Annotated in this window: 16 protein-coding genes; 13 read left to right on the top strand and 3 right to left on the bottom strand. The window is 72.7% G+C overall.

Going from position 1 to position 16,353, the window contains the following annotated elements; translation table 11 throughout:
• Positions 1–138: 138 nt before the first annotated feature.
• The 8 genes from ACIQVI_RS29240 (at position 139) to ACIQVI_RS29205 (ending at position 6,979) form a co-directional block, all read left to right on the top strand.
• Complete coding sequence (locus ACIQVI_RS29240; protein ID WP_403601213.1) at positions 139–786, top strand: HAD family hydrolase; 648 nt, start codon at positions 139–141, stop codon at positions 784–786.
• 43 nt (positions 787–829) lie between these two features.
• On the top strand, positions 830–2,044 hold the full coding sequence (locus ACIQVI_RS29235) for an MFS transporter (RefSeq protein WP_351972277.1): 1,215 nt from the start codon (positions 830–832) through the stop codon (positions 2,042–2,044).
• Positions 2,013–3,188 carry an acetoin utilization protein AcuC gene (locus ACIQVI_RS29230; protein ID WP_351972276.1) on the top strand — a complete coding sequence of 392 codons (1,176 nt, stop codon included), beginning with the start codon at positions 2,013–2,015 and terminating at the stop codon, positions 3,186–3,188. The genes ACIQVI_RS29235 and ACIQVI_RS29230 overlap by 32 nt, the downstream gene beginning before the upstream one ends.
• A gap of 100 nt (positions 3,189–3,288) precedes the next feature.
• Positions 3,289–4,104 (top strand): phosphatase, encoded by an 816-nt coding sequence (locus tag ACIQVI_RS29225; protein ID WP_351972275.1) that lies wholly within the window; start codon positions 3,289–3,291, stop codon positions 4,102–4,104.
• 127 nt (positions 4,105–4,231) lie between these two features.
• Positions 4,232–4,441 (top strand): helix-turn-helix domain-containing protein, encoded by a 210-nt coding sequence (locus ACIQVI_RS29220; protein ID WP_030219271.1) that lies wholly within the window; start codon positions 4,232–4,234, stop codon positions 4,439–4,441.
• A 192-nt stretch (positions 4,442–4,633) separates the two neighbouring features.
• Positions 4,634–4,732 (top strand): 30S ribosomal protein bS22, encoded by a 99-nt coding sequence (locus ACIQVI_RS29215; protein ID WP_003948845.1) that lies wholly within the window; start codon positions 4,634–4,636, stop codon positions 4,730–4,732.
• A gap of 138 nt (positions 4,733–4,870) precedes the next feature.
• Positions 4,871–5,938 (top strand): NAD-dependent epimerase/dehydratase family protein, encoded by a 1,068-nt coding sequence (locus ACIQVI_RS29210; protein WP_121828926.1) that lies wholly within the window; start codon positions 4,871–4,873, stop codon positions 5,936–5,938.
• Positions 5,939–5,953: 15 nt separating this feature from the next.
• On the top strand, positions 5,954–6,979 hold the full coding sequence (locus ACIQVI_RS29205) for a lysophospholipid acyltransferase family protein (RefSeq protein WP_403601207.1): 1,026 nt from the start codon (positions 5,954–5,956) through the stop codon (positions 6,977–6,979).
• A gap of 89 nt (positions 6,980–7,068) precedes the next feature.
• Here ACIQVI_RS29205 and ACIQVI_RS29200 read toward each other — a convergent pair whose 3' ends face one another.
• The 3 genes from ACIQVI_RS29200 to ACIQVI_RS29190 form a co-directional block, all read right to left on the bottom strand.
• Positions 7,069–8,322, bottom strand: coding sequence for a DUF5667 domain-containing protein (locus ACIQVI_RS29200; protein ID WP_403601204.1), 1,254 nt, complete (start codon positions 8,320–8,322; stop codon positions 7,069–7,071).
• Between the two features lie 358 nt (positions 8,323–8,680).
• Complete coding sequence (locus tag ACIQVI_RS29195; protein ID WP_062754486.1) at positions 8,681–9,466, bottom strand: ECF subfamily RNA polymerase sigma factor, BldN family; 786 nt, start codon at positions 9,464–9,466, stop codon at positions 8,681–8,683.
• A gap of 437 nt (positions 9,467–9,903) precedes the next feature.
• Entirely contained in the window at positions 9,904–10,845 is a 942-nt protein-coding gene (locus tag ACIQVI_RS29190; RefSeq protein WP_351972272.1) for an HAD-IB family hydrolase, read from the bottom strand.
• A 140-nt stretch (positions 10,846–10,985) separates the two neighbouring features.
• Here ACIQVI_RS29190 and ACIQVI_RS29185 point away from each other — a divergent pair, with 140 nt between their 5' ends.
• From ACIQVI_RS29185 to ACIQVI_RS29165, 5 genes are all read left to right on the top strand, one after another.
• Positions 10,986–11,264 carry a glutaredoxin family protein gene (locus tag ACIQVI_RS29185; RefSeq protein ID WP_351972271.1) on the top strand — a complete coding sequence of 93 codons (279 nt, stop codon included), beginning with the start codon at positions 10,986–10,988 and terminating at the stop codon, positions 11,262–11,264.
• 272 nt (positions 11,265–11,536) lie between these two features.
• Positions 11,537–12,325: a redox-sensing transcriptional repressor Rex gene (locus tag ACIQVI_RS29180; RefSeq protein WP_351972270.1), complete on the top strand. Its 789-nt coding sequence runs from the start codon at positions 11,537–11,539 to the stop codon at positions 12,323–12,325.
• Positions 12,322–13,677 carry a glutamyl-tRNA reductase gene (locus tag ACIQVI_RS29175; RefSeq protein ID WP_403601199.1) on the top strand — a complete coding sequence of 452 codons (1,356 nt, stop codon included), beginning with the start codon at positions 12,322–12,324 and terminating at the stop codon, positions 13,675–13,677. The genes ACIQVI_RS29180 and ACIQVI_RS29175 overlap by 4 nt, the downstream gene beginning before the upstream one ends.
• Entirely contained in the window at positions 13,674–14,660 is a 987-nt protein-coding gene (hemC, locus tag ACIQVI_RS29170; protein ID WP_403601196.1) for a hydroxymethylbilane synthase, read from the top strand. The genes ACIQVI_RS29175 and hemC overlap by 4 nt, the downstream gene beginning before the upstream one ends.
• Positions 14,657–16,327 carry a uroporphyrinogen-III synthase gene (locus ACIQVI_RS29165; RefSeq protein WP_403601193.1) on the top strand — a complete coding sequence of 557 codons (1,671 nt, stop codon included), beginning with the start codon at positions 14,657–14,659 and terminating at the stop codon, positions 16,325–16,327. The genes hemC and ACIQVI_RS29165 overlap by 4 nt, the downstream gene beginning before the upstream one ends.
• Positions 16,328–16,353: the final 26 nt, after the last annotated feature.

The raw sequence follows: 16,353 nt of genomic DNA, 5'->3' as shown, positions 1-16,353 counted from the left end.
GCGCCGATGGTACTGCAGGGGGGACCCTGTGGGAGAGTAGGACACCGCCGAACAATCATTGTGGGAAAGCCCCGCACCTTCTGGTGCGGGGCTTTTCTGCGTTCAGGGCACGTTCCGGACGAGTTCTAGGCTGGTGCCATGCGATACGACTTGGTCATCTTCGACAACGACGGTGTGCTGGTGGACAGCGAGCCGATCTCCAACACCCTGTTGGCCGGCTATCTGACGGAGCTCGGGCACCCCACCTCGTACGAGGACTCCCTGCGGGACTACATGGGGTCCGCCATGCATCGCGTGCACGACCTGGTCGAGGAGCGGACCGGGCAGCGGTTGCCCGTGGACTTCGACGACGTCTTCCACGCGCGCGTCTTCGCCGCGTTCCAGGCCGAGTTGGAGCCCGTGCCCGGGGCCGAGAACGTGCTGAAGCGGCTCGTCGACGCCGGGATCCCGTACTGCGTGGCCTCCTCGGGGAGTCACGAGCGGATCGGGGTCGGGCACCGGAAGACCGGGCTCGACGCCTGGTTCCGGGACGGGAACGTCTTCAGCTCCGAGGACGTCGGCCGGGGCAAGCCGGCGCCGGACCTGTTCCTGCACGCCGCCGCGCGGATGGGCGTCGAGCCCGGGCGGTGCGTCGTCGTCGAGGACAGCCCGCTCGGCGTGCGGGCCGCCCTGGCCGCCGGGATGGACGTGTACGGGTTCACCGCGATGACGCCCGAGGAGAAGCTCGCCGGGGCCCGGGGGTTCTTCCGGAGGATGGACGAGCTCCCCGCGATTTTGGGTCTCTGATCCATCTACCCAGGAGTAGGTTCCGGCCGTACGCTGTGCCGCCATGACGGATGCGCGGTTGCGGCGTGGGCGGGGATCCCTGGCGGTCGGTTTCTTCGTGCAGGGGGTCACGTTCGCCCTGCTCGTGACCCGGATACCCGCGATTCAGGACCGGTACGGGATATCCGACGCGCTGCTGCCCGCCTTCCTGGCGGCCGTGCCGATCCTCGCCGGAGTGGCGAGCGTGACGACCGAGAAGGTCGTCGCCCGGGTGGGGCCCGCCGTGGTACTGCGCTGGTCGCAGCCCTTCGTCCTGCTGGCCCTGCTCGCCGTGGGCGCCGGCACGGAGCTGTGGGAGGCGGCCGTCGCCCTCGGGCTCTTCGGGCTCGCCGTGGGCGCCCTGGACGCCTCCATGAACATGCTGGGCGTGAGCCTCCAGCGGGCGTACGGGCGGAGCATCATGCTCGGCTTCCACGCCGCGTACAGCCTCGGCGGGATCGTGGGGGCCTCGCTCGCCTGGGCGGGGGCGCACTGGCACCTGTCGCTGTTCACGTCCTATCTGCCGGTCGTGGCCGTCCTGTTGCCCCTCGCGCTCGTCGGCAGCCGCTGGTACGCGGCCGGCGGCGACGGGCCCGCACCCGAGGAGAGCGCGGAGAAGGACCCGGAGAAGGGCGGTGGCGGGGTCGCGTTCAAGCTGCTGCTGCCGCTCTGCCTCGTCATGACCTTCGCGTACATCGGGGACTCCACGGTCGCCAACTGGAGCGCCAAGTACCTCCAGGACGTGCTGCACAGCTCCGAGGAGCTGGCGACCGTGCCGTACAACGCGTACATGGTGACGACGCTCCTCGGGCGGGCCGTCGGGGACTTCGGGGTGCGCCGGCTCGGGGCCGCGGCGGTCGTGCGCGGCGGGGCCGTGCTCGCCGCGCTCGGGTTCGGGCTCGTCGCGGTGGCGCCGGGCGCCTGGGCGGGGATCGCGGCGTTCACGCTCCTCGGGCTCGGGCTCAGCGTGATCGTGCCGCAGACCTTCGCCGCCGCCGGGCGGCTCTTCCCCGGGAACAGCGACGCGGCCGTCGCCCGGCTCAACGTCTTCAACTACGTCGGCTTCCTGATCGGTTCGCCGCTCGTGGGGGCGCTCGGGGACGCGTGGAGCTACCGCGGCGCCATGCTGGTGCCGATGGTGCTCGTCCTCGCGACGGTGGCGTACGCCACGTCGTTCGGCTCGCGAGGGGCCCGATACGGTGGCGGGCATGAGCGGCCGCGCACTGTTGATGTGGGATGAAGCTGTCACGCAGTACGACTTCGGGTCCGAGCATCCGATGGATCCGGTACGGCTCGCGCTGACGATGTCGCTGGTGCGGGCCTACGGGCTCGACCGGGCGGTCGACGTGGTCGCGGCGAAGCCGGCCGGGGACTCGACGCTGCGGCTCGTGCACCGCGAGGACTACGTGACGGCCGTGCGGGCGGCCTCGGCCGATCCGCGCCGGGCCGACCAGGCGTACGGGCTCGGCACGGTCGACGACCCGGCGTTCGCCGGGATGCACGAGGTGTCGGCGCTGATCGCCGGGCAGTCGGTGGGGGCGGCGGAGGCCGTGTGGCGCGGGGAGGCCGCGCACGCGGTCAACTTCTCCGGCGGGCTGCACCACGCGATGCCCGGGGCGGCCGCGGGCTTCTGCATCTACAACGACGCCTCGCTCGCCATCGCCCGGCTGCTCGAACTGGGCGCGGAGCGGGTGGCGTACGTGGACGTGGACGTGCACCACGGGGACGGGGTGCAGGCGGCGTTCTGGGAGGACCCGCGGGTCCTGACGGTCTCGCTGCACGAGCACCCGAGGACGCTGTTCCCGCAGACCGGATGGCCGGAGGAGACCGGTGCGCCCGGGGCCGGCGAGGGCGGGGCCGTGAACGTGGCGCTGCCGGCCGGGACCGGGGACGCGGGGTGGCTGCGGGCCTTCCACGCGGTCGTGCCGGAGCTGCTCGCGGACTTCCGGCCGCAGGTCCTCGTGACGCAGCACGGGGCGGACACGCACTTCGAGGACCCGCTCGCCCACCTGGCGGTCTCCCTCGACGCCCAGCGGGCGGTCCAGGAAGCCTGCCACGAGCTGGCGCACGAGCACGCCGGGGGCAAGTGGCTGGCGCTCGGCGGCGGCGGATACGCGGTGGTCGACGTCGTACCCCGGTCGTGGACGCACCTGGTGGGGATCGCGGCGCACGCGCCCGTGGACCCGGCGTCGGTGATCCCCTCGTCCTGGCGGGACGAGGTGTACGCGCGGACGCGGCAGTTGGGGCCCGCGCGGATGACGGACGGGCGGTGGCCGGTGGACTTCCGGGACTGGACCGGGGGGTACGACCCGGCCGACCGGCTCGACCAGGCGGTGATCGCGACCCGCAGGGCCGCCTTCCCACTGCGGGGGCTGCTGGCCTAGGCCCACCCGTCCGGAGAACGCCCTACCGGAAGTTACGCCGACGGTGGGGCGTCCGGGGGGTTCGGGTCCCCCGGCGGCCGTGTTCCGGCAGCATCGAAGGGTGTTGAGTACCGGGGCGCTGCGGGCGCATCTGTTGGCGGCGGGGTTGGCGGGCACGGTCGCGACCCCGCGGGAGGAGAACCTGCGGAGCTACCGGCTCTTCGCCGCGCGCGACCCCCGGGTACTGCTCGGGCTCGACCCGGTGCGGGCCTGGGACGAGGCCGGGCTGCTGCGGCTCATGGCCGACAGGTGCGGGGTGTCGGGGGACCCGGGGCACCGGTCCGGGCCGGACGCCATCGATCCGGAGCGGACGGTGCGGGGGCTCGACGCCTTCGCGGCGCGGCTCGGCGCGGCGGCGGCGCGGCGGGTTCCGGTGCTCCTGGGGACGGGCCATCCGCACCGGTTGCTCGGTTTCTACGCCGCTCTCGCAGACGCCTTGTCGGCGGCGGGATGTCTTGTCCTCACCCCGGCGCAGGGGAGATGTGTCGACATGACGACCCGGTTCGGCGTACGCACGCACCTCCTCGACTACGCGCGGGGGGTGGCGTTCGTGCGGGAACCCGGACCGCCCGGAGGCGGGCGCGCACCGGGGGCGCACTCCCATTCGCCGCTCCCGGTCAGGGCCGCCCTGGAGAGCGCGGCCGACTCCGGCGGGCCGCTTCCGGAGCTGGTGGTCGGGGACCACGGATGGGTCTGCGGGGCAGGTCAGCTGGGTATCGAGGCCATCGGGCTCGCCGATACGGACGATCCCGCGCTGTTCGTCGGGGAGGCGGAGGGGCAGGTGTCGGCGGTGGTGCCGCTCGACGACGGGGTGCGCTCCGCCTCGTACCTCCCGCTGACGCGCTATGTACTCAATCGGGCCCGTCTGTCACGGTAAACGGCCGGTGGTGGCTCCTCTTCCCCACTCGTACCACCCGCCCCTACTCTGGATCGTGAGCGCTCGGCGACGAAGAGTCACCGGAGGGGAAGCCGGTGGGCGTCGCGGCGGAAGGTACAGGTGGGTCATGGCTGCTGGCGATCGACCTCTCAACGAGGTCAAGTTTCTGACCGTGGCGGAAGTCGCCTCGGTGATGCGCGTCTCGAAGATGACCGTGTACCGCTTGGTGCACAGCGGTCATCTGCCGGCGATCCGGGTGGGCAGGTCCTTCCGGGTGCCGGAACAGGCGGTGCACGAGTACCTCCGGGAGTCCTACGTGGGGGTGGGAACCGCGTAGCGAGCGCGCGGCACGGCCCCGGAAAAGCCCGGAAGGACTCCGGGCGGCCCCGGGGAGAGCCGGATGTTGCCCTCGGATTACGAGCGAGGTGCTCGGGACGGTAGGCTAGGCCGACGTAGGTCGTGTGGGCCCAGACGCCCCGCACCGATTCCCGCCGAGCGGGAATGTTCCGAGAAGTGAGCGAGGGTAGTCGTGGGCTCTGTTATCAAGAAGCGGCGCAAGCGGATGGCGAAGAAGAAGCACCGCAAGCTGCTCAAGCGCACGCGCGTTCAGCGTCGCAACAAGAAGTAAGGCGACCGCTGCACCGCAGCATTCAGTGCGTCGGGCGTGGCCCTTCACCGTTCGCGGTGGAGGGCCACGCTTTTATTGCGCCGAAATCTGAAAGCGCTACGGTGGCGACCAACGGAAGACGGACGGAAGGCGCTGATCTTGGGCAGGGTCGTGCTCGTCACCGGTGCCGCCCGGCACCTCGGCGGCCGCTTCGTGCGGCGGATCCAGCGGGACCCCGAGGTGGAGCGGGTGATCGCGGTGGACGCGGTCGACCCGGCGCACCAGCTCGGCGCCGCCGACTTCGTACGGGTGGACATCCGCCGCCCCGAGATCGCGAAGGTCCTCGTCGAGCACGACGTCGACACGGTGGTCCACCTGGACGTCACCGGGACGGCGCTCGGCGGGGGCGGCCGGACGTCGGTCAAGGAGACCAACGTCATCGGCACCATGCAGCTGCTCGGCGCCTGCCAGAAGTCGCCGCGGATCGCGCGCCTCGTCGTCAAGTCCAGTACGAGCGTGTACGGCTCCGCGCCGCGCGACCCGGCCGTCTTCACCGAGACGACGCCCGCGAAGGCGCTGCCGAGCGGGGGCTTCGCGAAGGACGCCGTCGAGGTCGAGGGGTACGTGCGGGGCTTCGCCCGGCGCCGCCCCGACGTGGCCGTGTGCGTGCTGAGGTTCGCGAACATCCTGGGGCCCCGGATCGACTCCCCGCTGACCGAGTACCTGGCGCTGCCGGTCCTGCCGACCGTCCTCGGCTACGACCCGCGGCTCCAGTTCGTCCACGAGGACGACGTGATCGACGTCCTGCGCCTGGCGGCGCACGAGCCCCGCAGGGCCACCCAGAACAGCGGCACCTTCAACGTGGCCGGGGACGGGGTGCTGCTCCTCTCCCAGTGCGCGCGGCGACTCGGCCGGCCGACGGTGCCGGTGCTGCTCCCGGCGGTCACCTGGGTGGGGACGGCGCTGCGCACGGTCGGGATCACCGACTTCGCGCCCGAGCAGATCCGGCTGCTCACGCACGGCCGGGTCGTCTCGACGGTCCACACGCGCGAGGTCTTCGGCTTCTCGCCCCGGCACACCACGGCGGAGGCCTTCGCGGACTTCGCGCGCGGCCGGGGGCGGGGGCTGCTGCCGCCGGAGGCGCTGGCCGGGGCGGTGGACCGGCTGGCCGGGCGCCTGGCCCCCGCTTCTCCCCCCGGAGTTCCCACAGTTCACGACGGCGCCTGAGGAGGCCCGACTGCGATGGCGGACGCCAAGGTCATTCCCTTCGACGACGACCGCTCACGGGCCCGCCGCAGGCCCGCCCGGGCCGACGGCGAGGCGGCGGCCGTACGGGCCCTGCCGGGGCCGCAGGAGCCGGAACCCCCCGCCGTCCGGGCGGTGGAGGAGCCGGCCGCGCCCGTCGCCCCGGAGCCGCCGGACGCCGGGGGCGGCTGGGAGCGGTGGCTCGCGGGCGGGCTCGCGTTCCTGCGGCGGCGGATCACCGGCGAGTACGAGGTCGACGAGTTCGGCTACGACGAGGAGCTCACCGACCAGGTCCTGATGTCGCTGCTGCGCCCGCTGTACGAGAAGTACTTCCGGGTGGAGGTGAAGGGCGTCGAGAACATCCCGGCCGAGGGCGGGGCGCTGATCGTCGCCAACCACTCGGGGACGCTGCCGCTGGACGGCCTGATGATGCAGGTCGCCGTCCACGACCACCATCCGGCGGGGCGGCACCTGCGGCTGCTCGCAGCGGACCTGGTCTTCGTGCTGCCGGTCGTCAACGAGCTGGCGCGCAAGGCGGGGCACACCCTGGCGTGCGCGGAGGACGCGGAGCGGCTGCTGCGGGCCGGCGAGGTCGTCGGGGTGATGCCGGAGGGCTTCAAGGGGATCGGGAAGCCCTTCGGGGAGCGGTACAAGCTCCAGCGGTTCGGGCGGGGCGGGTTCGTCTCGACGGCGCTGCGGGCCGGGGTGCCGATCGTGCCGTGCTCGATCGTGGGCGCGGAGGAGATGTACCCGATGGTCGGGAACGCGAAGACCCTGGCGCGGATCCTCGGCCTGCCGTACTTCCCGCTGACCCCGACCTTCCCGTGGCTGGGGCCGCTGGGCGCGCTGCCGCTGCCGACGAAGTGGACGATCCAGTTCGGGGAGCCGATCCCGACGGACTCCTACGCGCCGGAGGCGGCGGAGGACCCGATGCTGATGTTCAACCTGACGGACCAGGTGCGGGAGCAGATCCAGCACACGCTCTACAAGTTGCTGGTGCAGCGGCGGTCGGTGTTCTTCTGAGTTCTTCTGAGTTCTTCTCGGGTCCGGCCGTCCGGGCGCGGGCATGAAGAAGGGGCGCCCCCCGTCCGTGGGGGCGCCCCTTCCTCTTGTCAGCGAGCGTCCTCGCTGTCGATGCCCAGGCCGGGAAGCAGGCCGGGCAGGATGGGCGGGATGGTGACGTCGGGGACGTCGGGAACCGGCTGGTCCGCCGCCGGCGGGGACGTTGTCGTCCCGGTCGGCGAGGGCTTGAGCAGTCCGCCGCTGCCGCCGCCGATGAGACCGTCGTCCTTCGGCGGGGTGGCGGTGCCGCTGTCGGTGCCCGGGCCCGCGTCCGTACCGGGGGCCGACGGGCGGGGCGCCGTGGTCGGGTCGCCCGAGGACGGGGTCTCGCGGCCGGCCGGCGGACGCTGGGTGTCCGTCTCCCGGGACTCCTGCGGCGCGCCGGGCGTGCTGCGGGGGCCCTCGGTGCCGACCGCGCCCTTCTCGGGGGTGCGGGGGAGCACCGACTGGAGCGGCTCGACCTCTTCGTCTATGGCGTCGAAGACGTGCGTGACCTCGCTGCCGACGTCCGCGAGCTGCACGGGGAGCCGGTCGCGGAGGCCGTCCCAGGTGTCCCGGTGGGCCTGGGCGAAGGAGTTGAGCCGGGCCATCGGGGCGATGACGCCGTCCCGCTCGTACGCCTGGCGGAGCAGCCGGTGGCCCTCGGTGGCGTCGTGCTTCATCCCGCCCAGGACGCGGCGGATCTCGGCGAGCGACTCGTGGTCGAGGTCGCCCGCGCGGCCGCGCTCCATGAGGCGGCGGGCCTCGCTGAGGCGGGTGGAGGCCTGGTCGAGGTAGATGCCGCCGCGGTCCGCGTCGTCGTCCGCCATGCCCAGCTTGATGTCCTCCATCCCCCGCTTCAGCCCGTAGAGCGAGTCACCGGGGAGCGCGTCGGAGCTGGCGGCGGCCACTCCGCCGAAGGCTCCCGCGGCCACGCCGACCGTGAGGCCGCCGGCGGCGAGCCCCTTGGTCCAGCGGGACCGGGGACGGAGCTTCCGGAGCGGGGAGGCCCGGTGGGCTCCCTTGCCGGTCGACGTCCGTTGCTCCGGGACCGTGGGGCCGGCGGCCGCGCCCCCTTCCATGAGCATCGCTTCCATGGCGGCGACCAACTGGGCCCGCTGCACCACTTTGACCTCGGGGTCCAGCTGTGGCTTGGGCAGCTCGCCGAGCCCGTTCGCCAAGGCCAGGAGCCGTCCCTGCTGCGCAGGTTCGGCCGGTTCGGCCGGGGTCTCGGGCTGCTCGGCCGCAGCGCCCTCGGACGCCCGGTCCTCCAGGGCCTGGGCGAAGGCGTTCGCCCGCCGGTGCGCCGATACGTTCGCGATCACTGGCGGCACCTCCTCTCGTCATGACGGTCGACTCCCCGGGGTGTCCGGAGGGTTGCACACCTTGAGCGCGACCACACGAAAGAGTGAGTGGCTGCGGGCATGGCGTGACCACAGGGAGCCTGCATCCCGCACAACGAGCGGCGCGGCACTTGGGTTACGCGCGAGAGATGATCGGACCAGTGCGTCATCGAGGCGTCACCGACTGTGAGTTGGACGGGGGTCGTGGGACATGTGGGGGGAGGGGCGGGGCCCGGCGCGTGGGGTGCCGGACGATCGACAACCGGCGAACCGGCTGTCGGTGATCAGTGGACCGGCGGGCCGGTGACCGACGGGTCGGCGACCGGTGACCGGCGGCCGCTCAGCGGGCGTCGTCGGGGAGGAGGCGCGCCAGGGTGCGGACCGCCCGGTACTGGAGGGTCTTGATCGCCCCCTCGTTCTTCCCCATGACGCGGGCGGTCTCGGCGACCGAGAGGCCCTGGAGGAAGCGCAGGGTCACGCACTCCTGCTGCTGGGGGTTGAGGCGGCGGACCGCGTCGAGGAGGGCGGCGTTGGAGAGGGACTCCAGGACGGAGTCCTCGGGGCTGCGTTCCACCTCGTTGGCGTCGAGCATCTCGCCGGTGGTGACCTCGAGCCGGAAGCGGCTGGACTTGAAGTGGTCGGCGACCAGGTTCCGGGCGATGGTGACGAGCCAGGCGCCGAAGTCGCGGCCCTGCCAGGTGAAGGTGGAGATCCGGCGCAGGGCGCGCAGGAAGGTCTCGCTGGTGAGGTCCTCCGCGGTCGCCTTCCCGCCGACGCGGTAGTAGATGTAGCGGTAGACCGTGTCGCTGTACTGGTCGTACAGGCGGCCGAAGGCCTCGGCCTCGCCCGCCTGGGCCCGTTCGACGAGGTCCATCATGCGGGCGCTGTCGCTGTCCGCGGCGGGACGGCGGGAGGCGGTCGAGGTGCCGGAACGGGCGCCGCGTCTGCCCACGGCGGCGCCGCCGTCGGCCAGGGCGTAGCAAGGTCCGACGGGTGCCGGTGCGGCGAAGGCGAAGGCGGGGACAGGGCCGGCGTACGCGGTGGGGACGAAGCCGCGCAAGTGGTCGAGGACCGTTGCGCGCAGCGTAGCCAGGCCCGAGGTGTCAACCCCGACGTGTGGGTACACGGGACTCCCAGAGGCAGAGCTTCCATCACGTGCAGTGCGGGACCGTTCACCCGTCGTGGCGACGTGAGGGGTCCTTTGTGCGTCTGAGGAGAATAACGCTTCGTACAGGCAGCGCTACACCCAGTTGCAGAAATCGCCGGTTCCGTCGTATCTGTTACTGCTTACAGTCGGATCAAGGTCCAGTTCGTGACTGGTTGTTGATCGGTCTGCTTTCGAATGTGATCACGTGCACGTTCTGTTGTGCTCAAGTGAGAGCTGCGCGCGTGATCGGGGCCGCTGCGGGGTAAGGGGCCGGGAATGCCCGGGAGTCGACCTGTGCGGTGCTGTTCGACCACGGACGGGTGAGGGCGCCCGGTCCGGGGTTGTCGCAGATGATCGCAGCCGAAACGTATCGGCAGCTCAGGGGCGGCGGGCGGGGGCCGCGGGGACGTCCGGGGTCAGTGGCGGCGGCGGTGCAGGGCGACCGCGGCGGCCGTGCCGCCGGCCAGCGCGCCCAGGCCCGCGGCGGCGGGGATGCCGACCTTGGCGGCCTTGCGCCCGGTCCGGTAGTCGCGCAGCCGCCACTCCCGGTCCTTCGCGTGCTTCCGGAGCTTGGTGTCCGGGTTGATCGCGTACGGGTGCCCGACGAGCGAGAGCATCGGGATGTCGTTGTGCGAGTCGCTGTACGCGGCGCAGCGGCCCAGGTCGAGCCCCTCGGCGGTGGCGAGGGCCCGTACCGCCTCGGCCTTGGCCGGTCCGTGCAGGGGCTCGCCGACCAGCCTGCCGGTGTAGACGCCGTCGACGGACTCGGCGACCGTGCCGAGCGCGCCGGTCAGGCCGAGCCGGCGGGCGATGATCGTGGCCGTCTCGACCGGGGCGGCCGTGACGAGCCACACCTTCTGGCCCGCGTCCAGGTGCGCCTGGGCGAGGCCGCGGGTGCCGGGCCAGATCCGGTCGGCCATGTACTCGTCGTAGATCTCCTCGCCGATGCTCATCAGTTCGGAGACGCGGTGGCCCTTGACGATGGACAGGGCGCTCTCGCGGGCGTCCTGCATGTGCTCGGGGTCCTCGACGCCGGCGAGCCGGAACCAGGCCTGCTGCCAGGCGAAGCGGGCGAGCTCGCGGCGCTGGAAGAACTTCCGCTTGTACAGGCCGCGGCCGAAGTGGAAGATCGCGGCGCCCTGCATGACGGTGTTGTCGAGGTCGAAGAAGGCGGCCGCCCGCACGTCCCCGACGACCGGGAACTCGGGCTCGGCGGGGGGTTCGGCCGAGGCCTCCTCCCGCTCCCGTTCCAGCTGGAGCGAGGTCTTGCGCGCTGCCTCGGCAGCGGCCTCGCCTGCGAGGACGCTGCGCGCGGTGGCGGAGCGCCTACGAGGGGTGAGCCATCCCAGAGCGGCCATGCCGTGAGCATAGCCAGTCTGTTCGGTACTTCCCGACTTGTGACGATGCCGCGGCGTGAACAGTGGGGTGCTCCTCTGTTAATCGGGTCACGTCCGGAACCGGTTGCGGCGGGCGGGGTCCGGTGCGCCGGCGGGACAGAATGGGCGCCATGTTCGGACGGAAGAAGAAGGCGGACGCCGGGGCGCGGACCGTGACCCTCATCGGCAGGCCGGGATGTCATCTCTGCGACGACGCGCGGGCGGTGGTCGAGGCCGTGTGCGCGGAGACGGGGGCGTCCTGGGAGGAGAAGGACATCACCCGCGACGAGGAGCTGTACCGGGCGCACTGGGAGCAGATCCCCGTCGTCCTGGTCGACGGGGAGCAGCACACCTTCTGGCGCGTGGACGCCGACCGGCTCCGGCGCGAACTGGGTGCGTGACCGAAACCCGGTTACCATCATGGACGTTTTGTTGGGTTTCGGGGGCGTCATCGTGAGGAGAGTGTGCGGTTTTGCCCCCTTCGGGTTCTCGACGCGCCGATCTTCTCCGCGGTTCCGCGACAACGGGAACCGGCCGCGTGACCCCGGTCACTTTGGCCGGACAAAACGGACACCATCTTTGTGCACGCGTTCACAAAGACATAGCCTGCATTCGACGGGGCGGTCTTGGGACATACGGCCGCCTGCAGCCCCGCTCATCCCGCAGGAGCACCGTGGCAACTGGCCGAACTCACCGACCGGCGACCCGTAGCCGAGGAATTCCCGAGGCCACCGTCGCCCGGCTTCCGCTGTATCTGCGCGCGCTGACCGCGCTCTCGGAGCGCTCCGTACCCACGGTCTCCTCCGAGGAGCTCGCGGCCGCGGCGGGGGTCAACTCCGCGAAGCTGCGCAAGGACTTCAGCTACCTCGGCTCCTACGGCACCCGCGGGGTCGGCTACGACGTCGAGTACCTCGTCTACCAGATCTCCCGCGAGCTGGGCCTCACGCAGGACTGGCCCGTCGTCATCGTCGGCATCGGCAACCTCGGCGCCGCCCTGGCCGGTTACGGCGGCTTCGCCTCCCGCGGCTTCCGCGTCGCCGCGCTGATCGACGCCGACCCCGCCATGACCGGCCGTCCCGTCGCCGGCATCCCCGTCCAGCACAGCGACGACCTGGAGCGGATCGTCGAGGACGACGGCGTCTCCATCGGCGTCATCGCCACCCCGGCCGGCGTCGCCCAGCAGGTCTGCGACCGCCTCGTGGCCGCCGGCGTCACCTCCATCCTGAACTTCGCCCCGACCGTGCTCTCCGTGCCCGACGGCGTCGACGTGCGCAAGGTCGACCTCTCCATCGAGCTCCAGATCCTCGCCTTCCACGAGCAGCGCAAGGCCGGCGAGGACGCCGGGGCCGACGACGGCGCGGAGCACGCCCCCGCCGCCGTGCCGCCCGCCCCCCGTGGCACCACGGGCACCGGCGGCCGCAAGGGACCCGACGGGGACGTCCCCGCCGTGATGCCGGCATGAGCCTCCTCGTCGTCGGACTCAGCCACCGCAGCGCCCCCGTCTCCATCCTGGAGCGGGCCGCCCTGCCGGCCGACACCCGCACCAAGCTCCTCCAGGACACCCTCGCCGCCGAACCGGCCACCGAGGGCACCGTCCTGGCCACCTGCAACCGCATCGAGCTCTACGCCGACGTCGACAAGTTCCACGCCGGCGTCGCCGAGCTGTCCACGCTCCTCGCCCAGCACAGCGGCGTCGGCCTGGACGAGCTCACCCCCTACCTCTACGTGCACTACGAGGACCGGGCCGTCCACCACCTCTTCTCGGTGGCCTGCGGCCTGGACTCCATGGTCGTCGGCGAGGGCCAGATCCTCGGCCAGATCAAGGACGCCCTCGCCCTCGGCCAGGAACTCCACACCGCCGGACGCCTCCTCAACGACCTCTTCCAGCAGGCCCTGCGGGTCGGCAAGCGCGCCCACAGCGAGACCGGCATCGACCGGGCCGGACAGTCGCTCGTCACCTTCGGCCTGGAACAGCTCGCCGACGGCGAGGACGTCGGGACCTGGGCCAAGGGCAAGAAGGCCCTCGTCATCGGCGCCGGCTCCATGTCCTCCCTGGCCGCCGCCACCCTCGCCCGCTCCGGCGTCGCCGAGATCGTCATCGCCAACCGCACCCTCGCCCGCGCCGAGCGCCTCGCCCAGATCCTGAACGAGCCCGGCGGCACCGGAGTCGCCGCACGCGCGGCCGAGATGGTTGCCGTCGGCGACGAACTCGACCGCGCCGACGTCGTCGTCTCCTGCACCGGCGCCACCGGACTCGTCCTCACCGGCGACGGCGTCGCGGCCGCCGCACGGGACCGCCGCGCCCCCCTCGCCCTGCTCGACCTCGCCATGCCCCGCGACATCGACGCCGCCGCCCACCGCGTCCCCGGCGTCCGGCTCGTCGACATCGAGTCGCTCGCCGAGGCCTCCGCCGACGCCCCCATGGCCGCCGACGTCGACCAGGTCCGGGCCATCGTCTCCGACGAGGTCGCCGCCTTCGGCGCCGCCCAGCGCGCCGCCCACATCACCCCCACCGTCGTCGCCCTGCGCGCCATGGCCGCCGACGTGGTGACCAGCGAGGTCACGCGCCTCGAAGGCCGGCTCCCCGACCTCGACGAGAAGCAGCGCGCCGAGATCACCCAGACCGTGCGCCGCGTGGTCGACAAGCTCCTGCACGCGCCGACCGTGCGGGTCAAGCAGCTCGCCAGCGAGCCCGGCGGCGCCGGGTACGCGGACGCGCTGCGGACACTCTTCGACCTCGACCCGGAGACGGTCGCCGCCGTCAGCCGGGCCGACCTGAATGACGCCGACGTCAAGAACCGAGGGCGAGTATGACCGAGAGGGCACTGAGGCTCGGGACCAGGCGCAGCAAGCTCGCCATGGCCCAGTCCGGGCACGTGGCCGACGCCGTACGGCAGCTGACCGGCCGGCCCGTCGAGCTCGTGGAGATCACGACGTACGGGGACACCTCCCGCGAGCACCTCGCGCAGATCGGCGGCACCGGCGTCTTCGTCGCCGCCCTGCGCGACGCGCTGCTCGCCGGCGAGGTGGACTTCGCCGTCCACTCGCTGAAGGACCTGCCGACCACCCCGCACCCCGACCTCGTCGTGGCCGCGATCCCCCGCCGCGAGGACCCCCGCGACGTCCTGATCGCCCCCGCCGGCACCACGCTCGACCGGCTGCCCAAGGGCGCCCGGGTCGGCACCGGCTCGCCGCGCCGCATGGCCCAGCTCCACGCCTACGCGCGCAGCCACGGCCTGGAGATCACCTGCGTCCCGATCCGGGGCAACATCGACACCCGCGTCGGCTACGTCCGCAGCGGAGAACTCGACGCGGTGGTCCTCGCCGCGGCCGGACTCAACCGGATCGGCGGCACCGAGGAGCTCACCGGCTCCCTGAGCGCCGACCGCCTCCCGGTCGACGCCGTGCTGCCCGCCCCCGGCCAGGGGGCCCTCGCCGTCGAGTGTCCGGCGTCCGACGCCGGACTCGTCGCCGCGCTCGCCGCTCTCGACGACCCGCACACGCGGGCCGCCGTGACCGCCGAGCGTTCCCTGCTCGCCGCCCTGGAGGCCGGCTGTTCCGCACCCGTGGGTGCGCTCGCCGACCTGCTGGCCGACGACCCCGGTCACGGGCAGGCTGTCACCGAAATGCGCCTGCGCGGCGTCGTCGGCACCACCGACGGCTCGACGCTGGTGCAGCTGTCCACCACCGGACCCGTACCCACCTCGCACGACGAGGCCATGGCGCTCGGACGCGTACTCGCGGACGAGATGCTCGCCAAGGGTGCGGCCGGTCTTATGGGGGAGCGAGCACTTTGAACCCCACCAGCCCGACCACCAGCCCCCTGTCCCCGGCCTTCGCGGGCCACGGACACGTCACCTTCCTCGGCGCGGGACCGGGCGACCCCGGACTCCTGACCCTCAGGGCCGTCGAGGCCCTCGCGGGAGCGGACGTCCTGATCGCCGAGCCGGAGGTCCTCGACGTCGTCCGCGGCCATGCGCGCGCGGGGGTGAGCACGCCGGAACTGGCGGTTGTCGACGAGGCGTCAACAGCCGCCGGAGTCCCCGTGTTGAGGGACGCGGCCAATCTTGTCATGGAGGCCGCGAGGGGCGGCAGGCGGGTCGTCCGTGCGGTGACCGGCGACCCCGGCCTCGACGGCAACGCCGGAGCCGAGATGCTCGCCTGCGCCGCCGAGGGCATCCCCTTCGAGGTCGTCCCCGGCGTCGCCACCGCCGTCGGCGTCCCCGCGTACGCCGGCGTACCGCTGCGCGACGCCCAGGGCACCGACGTGCGCTTCGTCGACGCCCGCACCGCCGACGAGCGGTGCTGGAGCGAGGTAGGCGCCTCCGACGGCACCGTCGTCGTCTCCACCACCCTCGACTCGGTGGCCGCCGCCGCGGGCGAACTGGTCGCGGCCGGCCGCAAGCCTGACACCCCGCTCACCGTCACCATCGCCGGCACCACCACCCGCCAGCGGACCTGGAACGCCACCCTCGGCACCATCGCCCAGGTCTTCAAGCAGGGCAAGGTCCTCCCCTCGCCCGAGGGCCACCGGCCGGTCATAGCCGTGGTCGGCGAGCGCAGCGCCCCGGCGCAGCGGGACCAGCTGTCGTGGTTCGAGTCCAAGCCGCTCTTCGGCTGGCGGGTCCTCGTGCCGCGCACCAAGGAGCAGGCCGCCTCGCTCTCCGACCAGCTGCGCTCGTACGGCGCCGTCCCGCACGAGGTCCCGACCATCGCCGTCGAGCCGCCGCGCACCCCGCAGCAGATGGAGCGCGCGGTCAAGGGCCTGGTCACCGGCCGCTACGAGTGGATCGCCTTCACCTCCGTCAACGCCGTGAAGGCCGTCCGCGAGAAGTTCGAGGAGTACGGGCTCGACGCCCGCGCCTTCGCCGGGATCAAGGTCGCCGCGGTGGGCGAGCAGACCGCCGCCGCGCTCGTCGACTTCGGCGTCAAGCCCGACCTGGTGCCCAGCGGCGAGCAGTCCGCCGCCGGACTCCTGGAGGACTGGCCGCCGTACGACCCGGTCTTCGACCCGATCGACCGCGTCTTCCTGCCGCGCGCCGACATCGCGACCGAGACCCTGGTCGCGGGCCTCATCGAGCTCGGGTGGGAGGTCGACGACGTCACCGCCTACCGGACCGTACGGGCCTCGCCGCCGCCGGCCGACACCCGCGAGGCGATCAAGGGCGGCGGCTTCGACGCGGTCCTCTTCACCTCGTCGTCGACCGTGCGGAACCTCGTCGGGATCGCCGGCAAGCCGCACAACGTCACGGTCATCGCCTGCATCGGCCCCGCCACCGCCAAGACGGCGGAGGAGCACGGCCTGCGGGTCGACGTCCTGTCGCCCGAGCCGTCCGTCCACAAGCTGGCCGAGGCCCTCGCGGACTTCGGCACGCGCCGCCGCGAGTCCGCCCTGGAGGCGGGCGACCCGGTGACGCGGCCGAGCGAGCGCCGGCCGGGCGCGAGACGGCGCCGGACGACGTAGCGGTTCCCGTTCGCCGGGGTGCGGGT

Source organism: Streptomyces sp. NPDC098101 (genome assembly GCF_044760185.1).
Lineage (GTDB): Bacteria > Actinomycetota > Actinomycetes > Streptomycetales > Streptomycetaceae > Streptomyces.
This window is presented reverse-complemented; position numbering and strand designations above follow the sequence as displayed.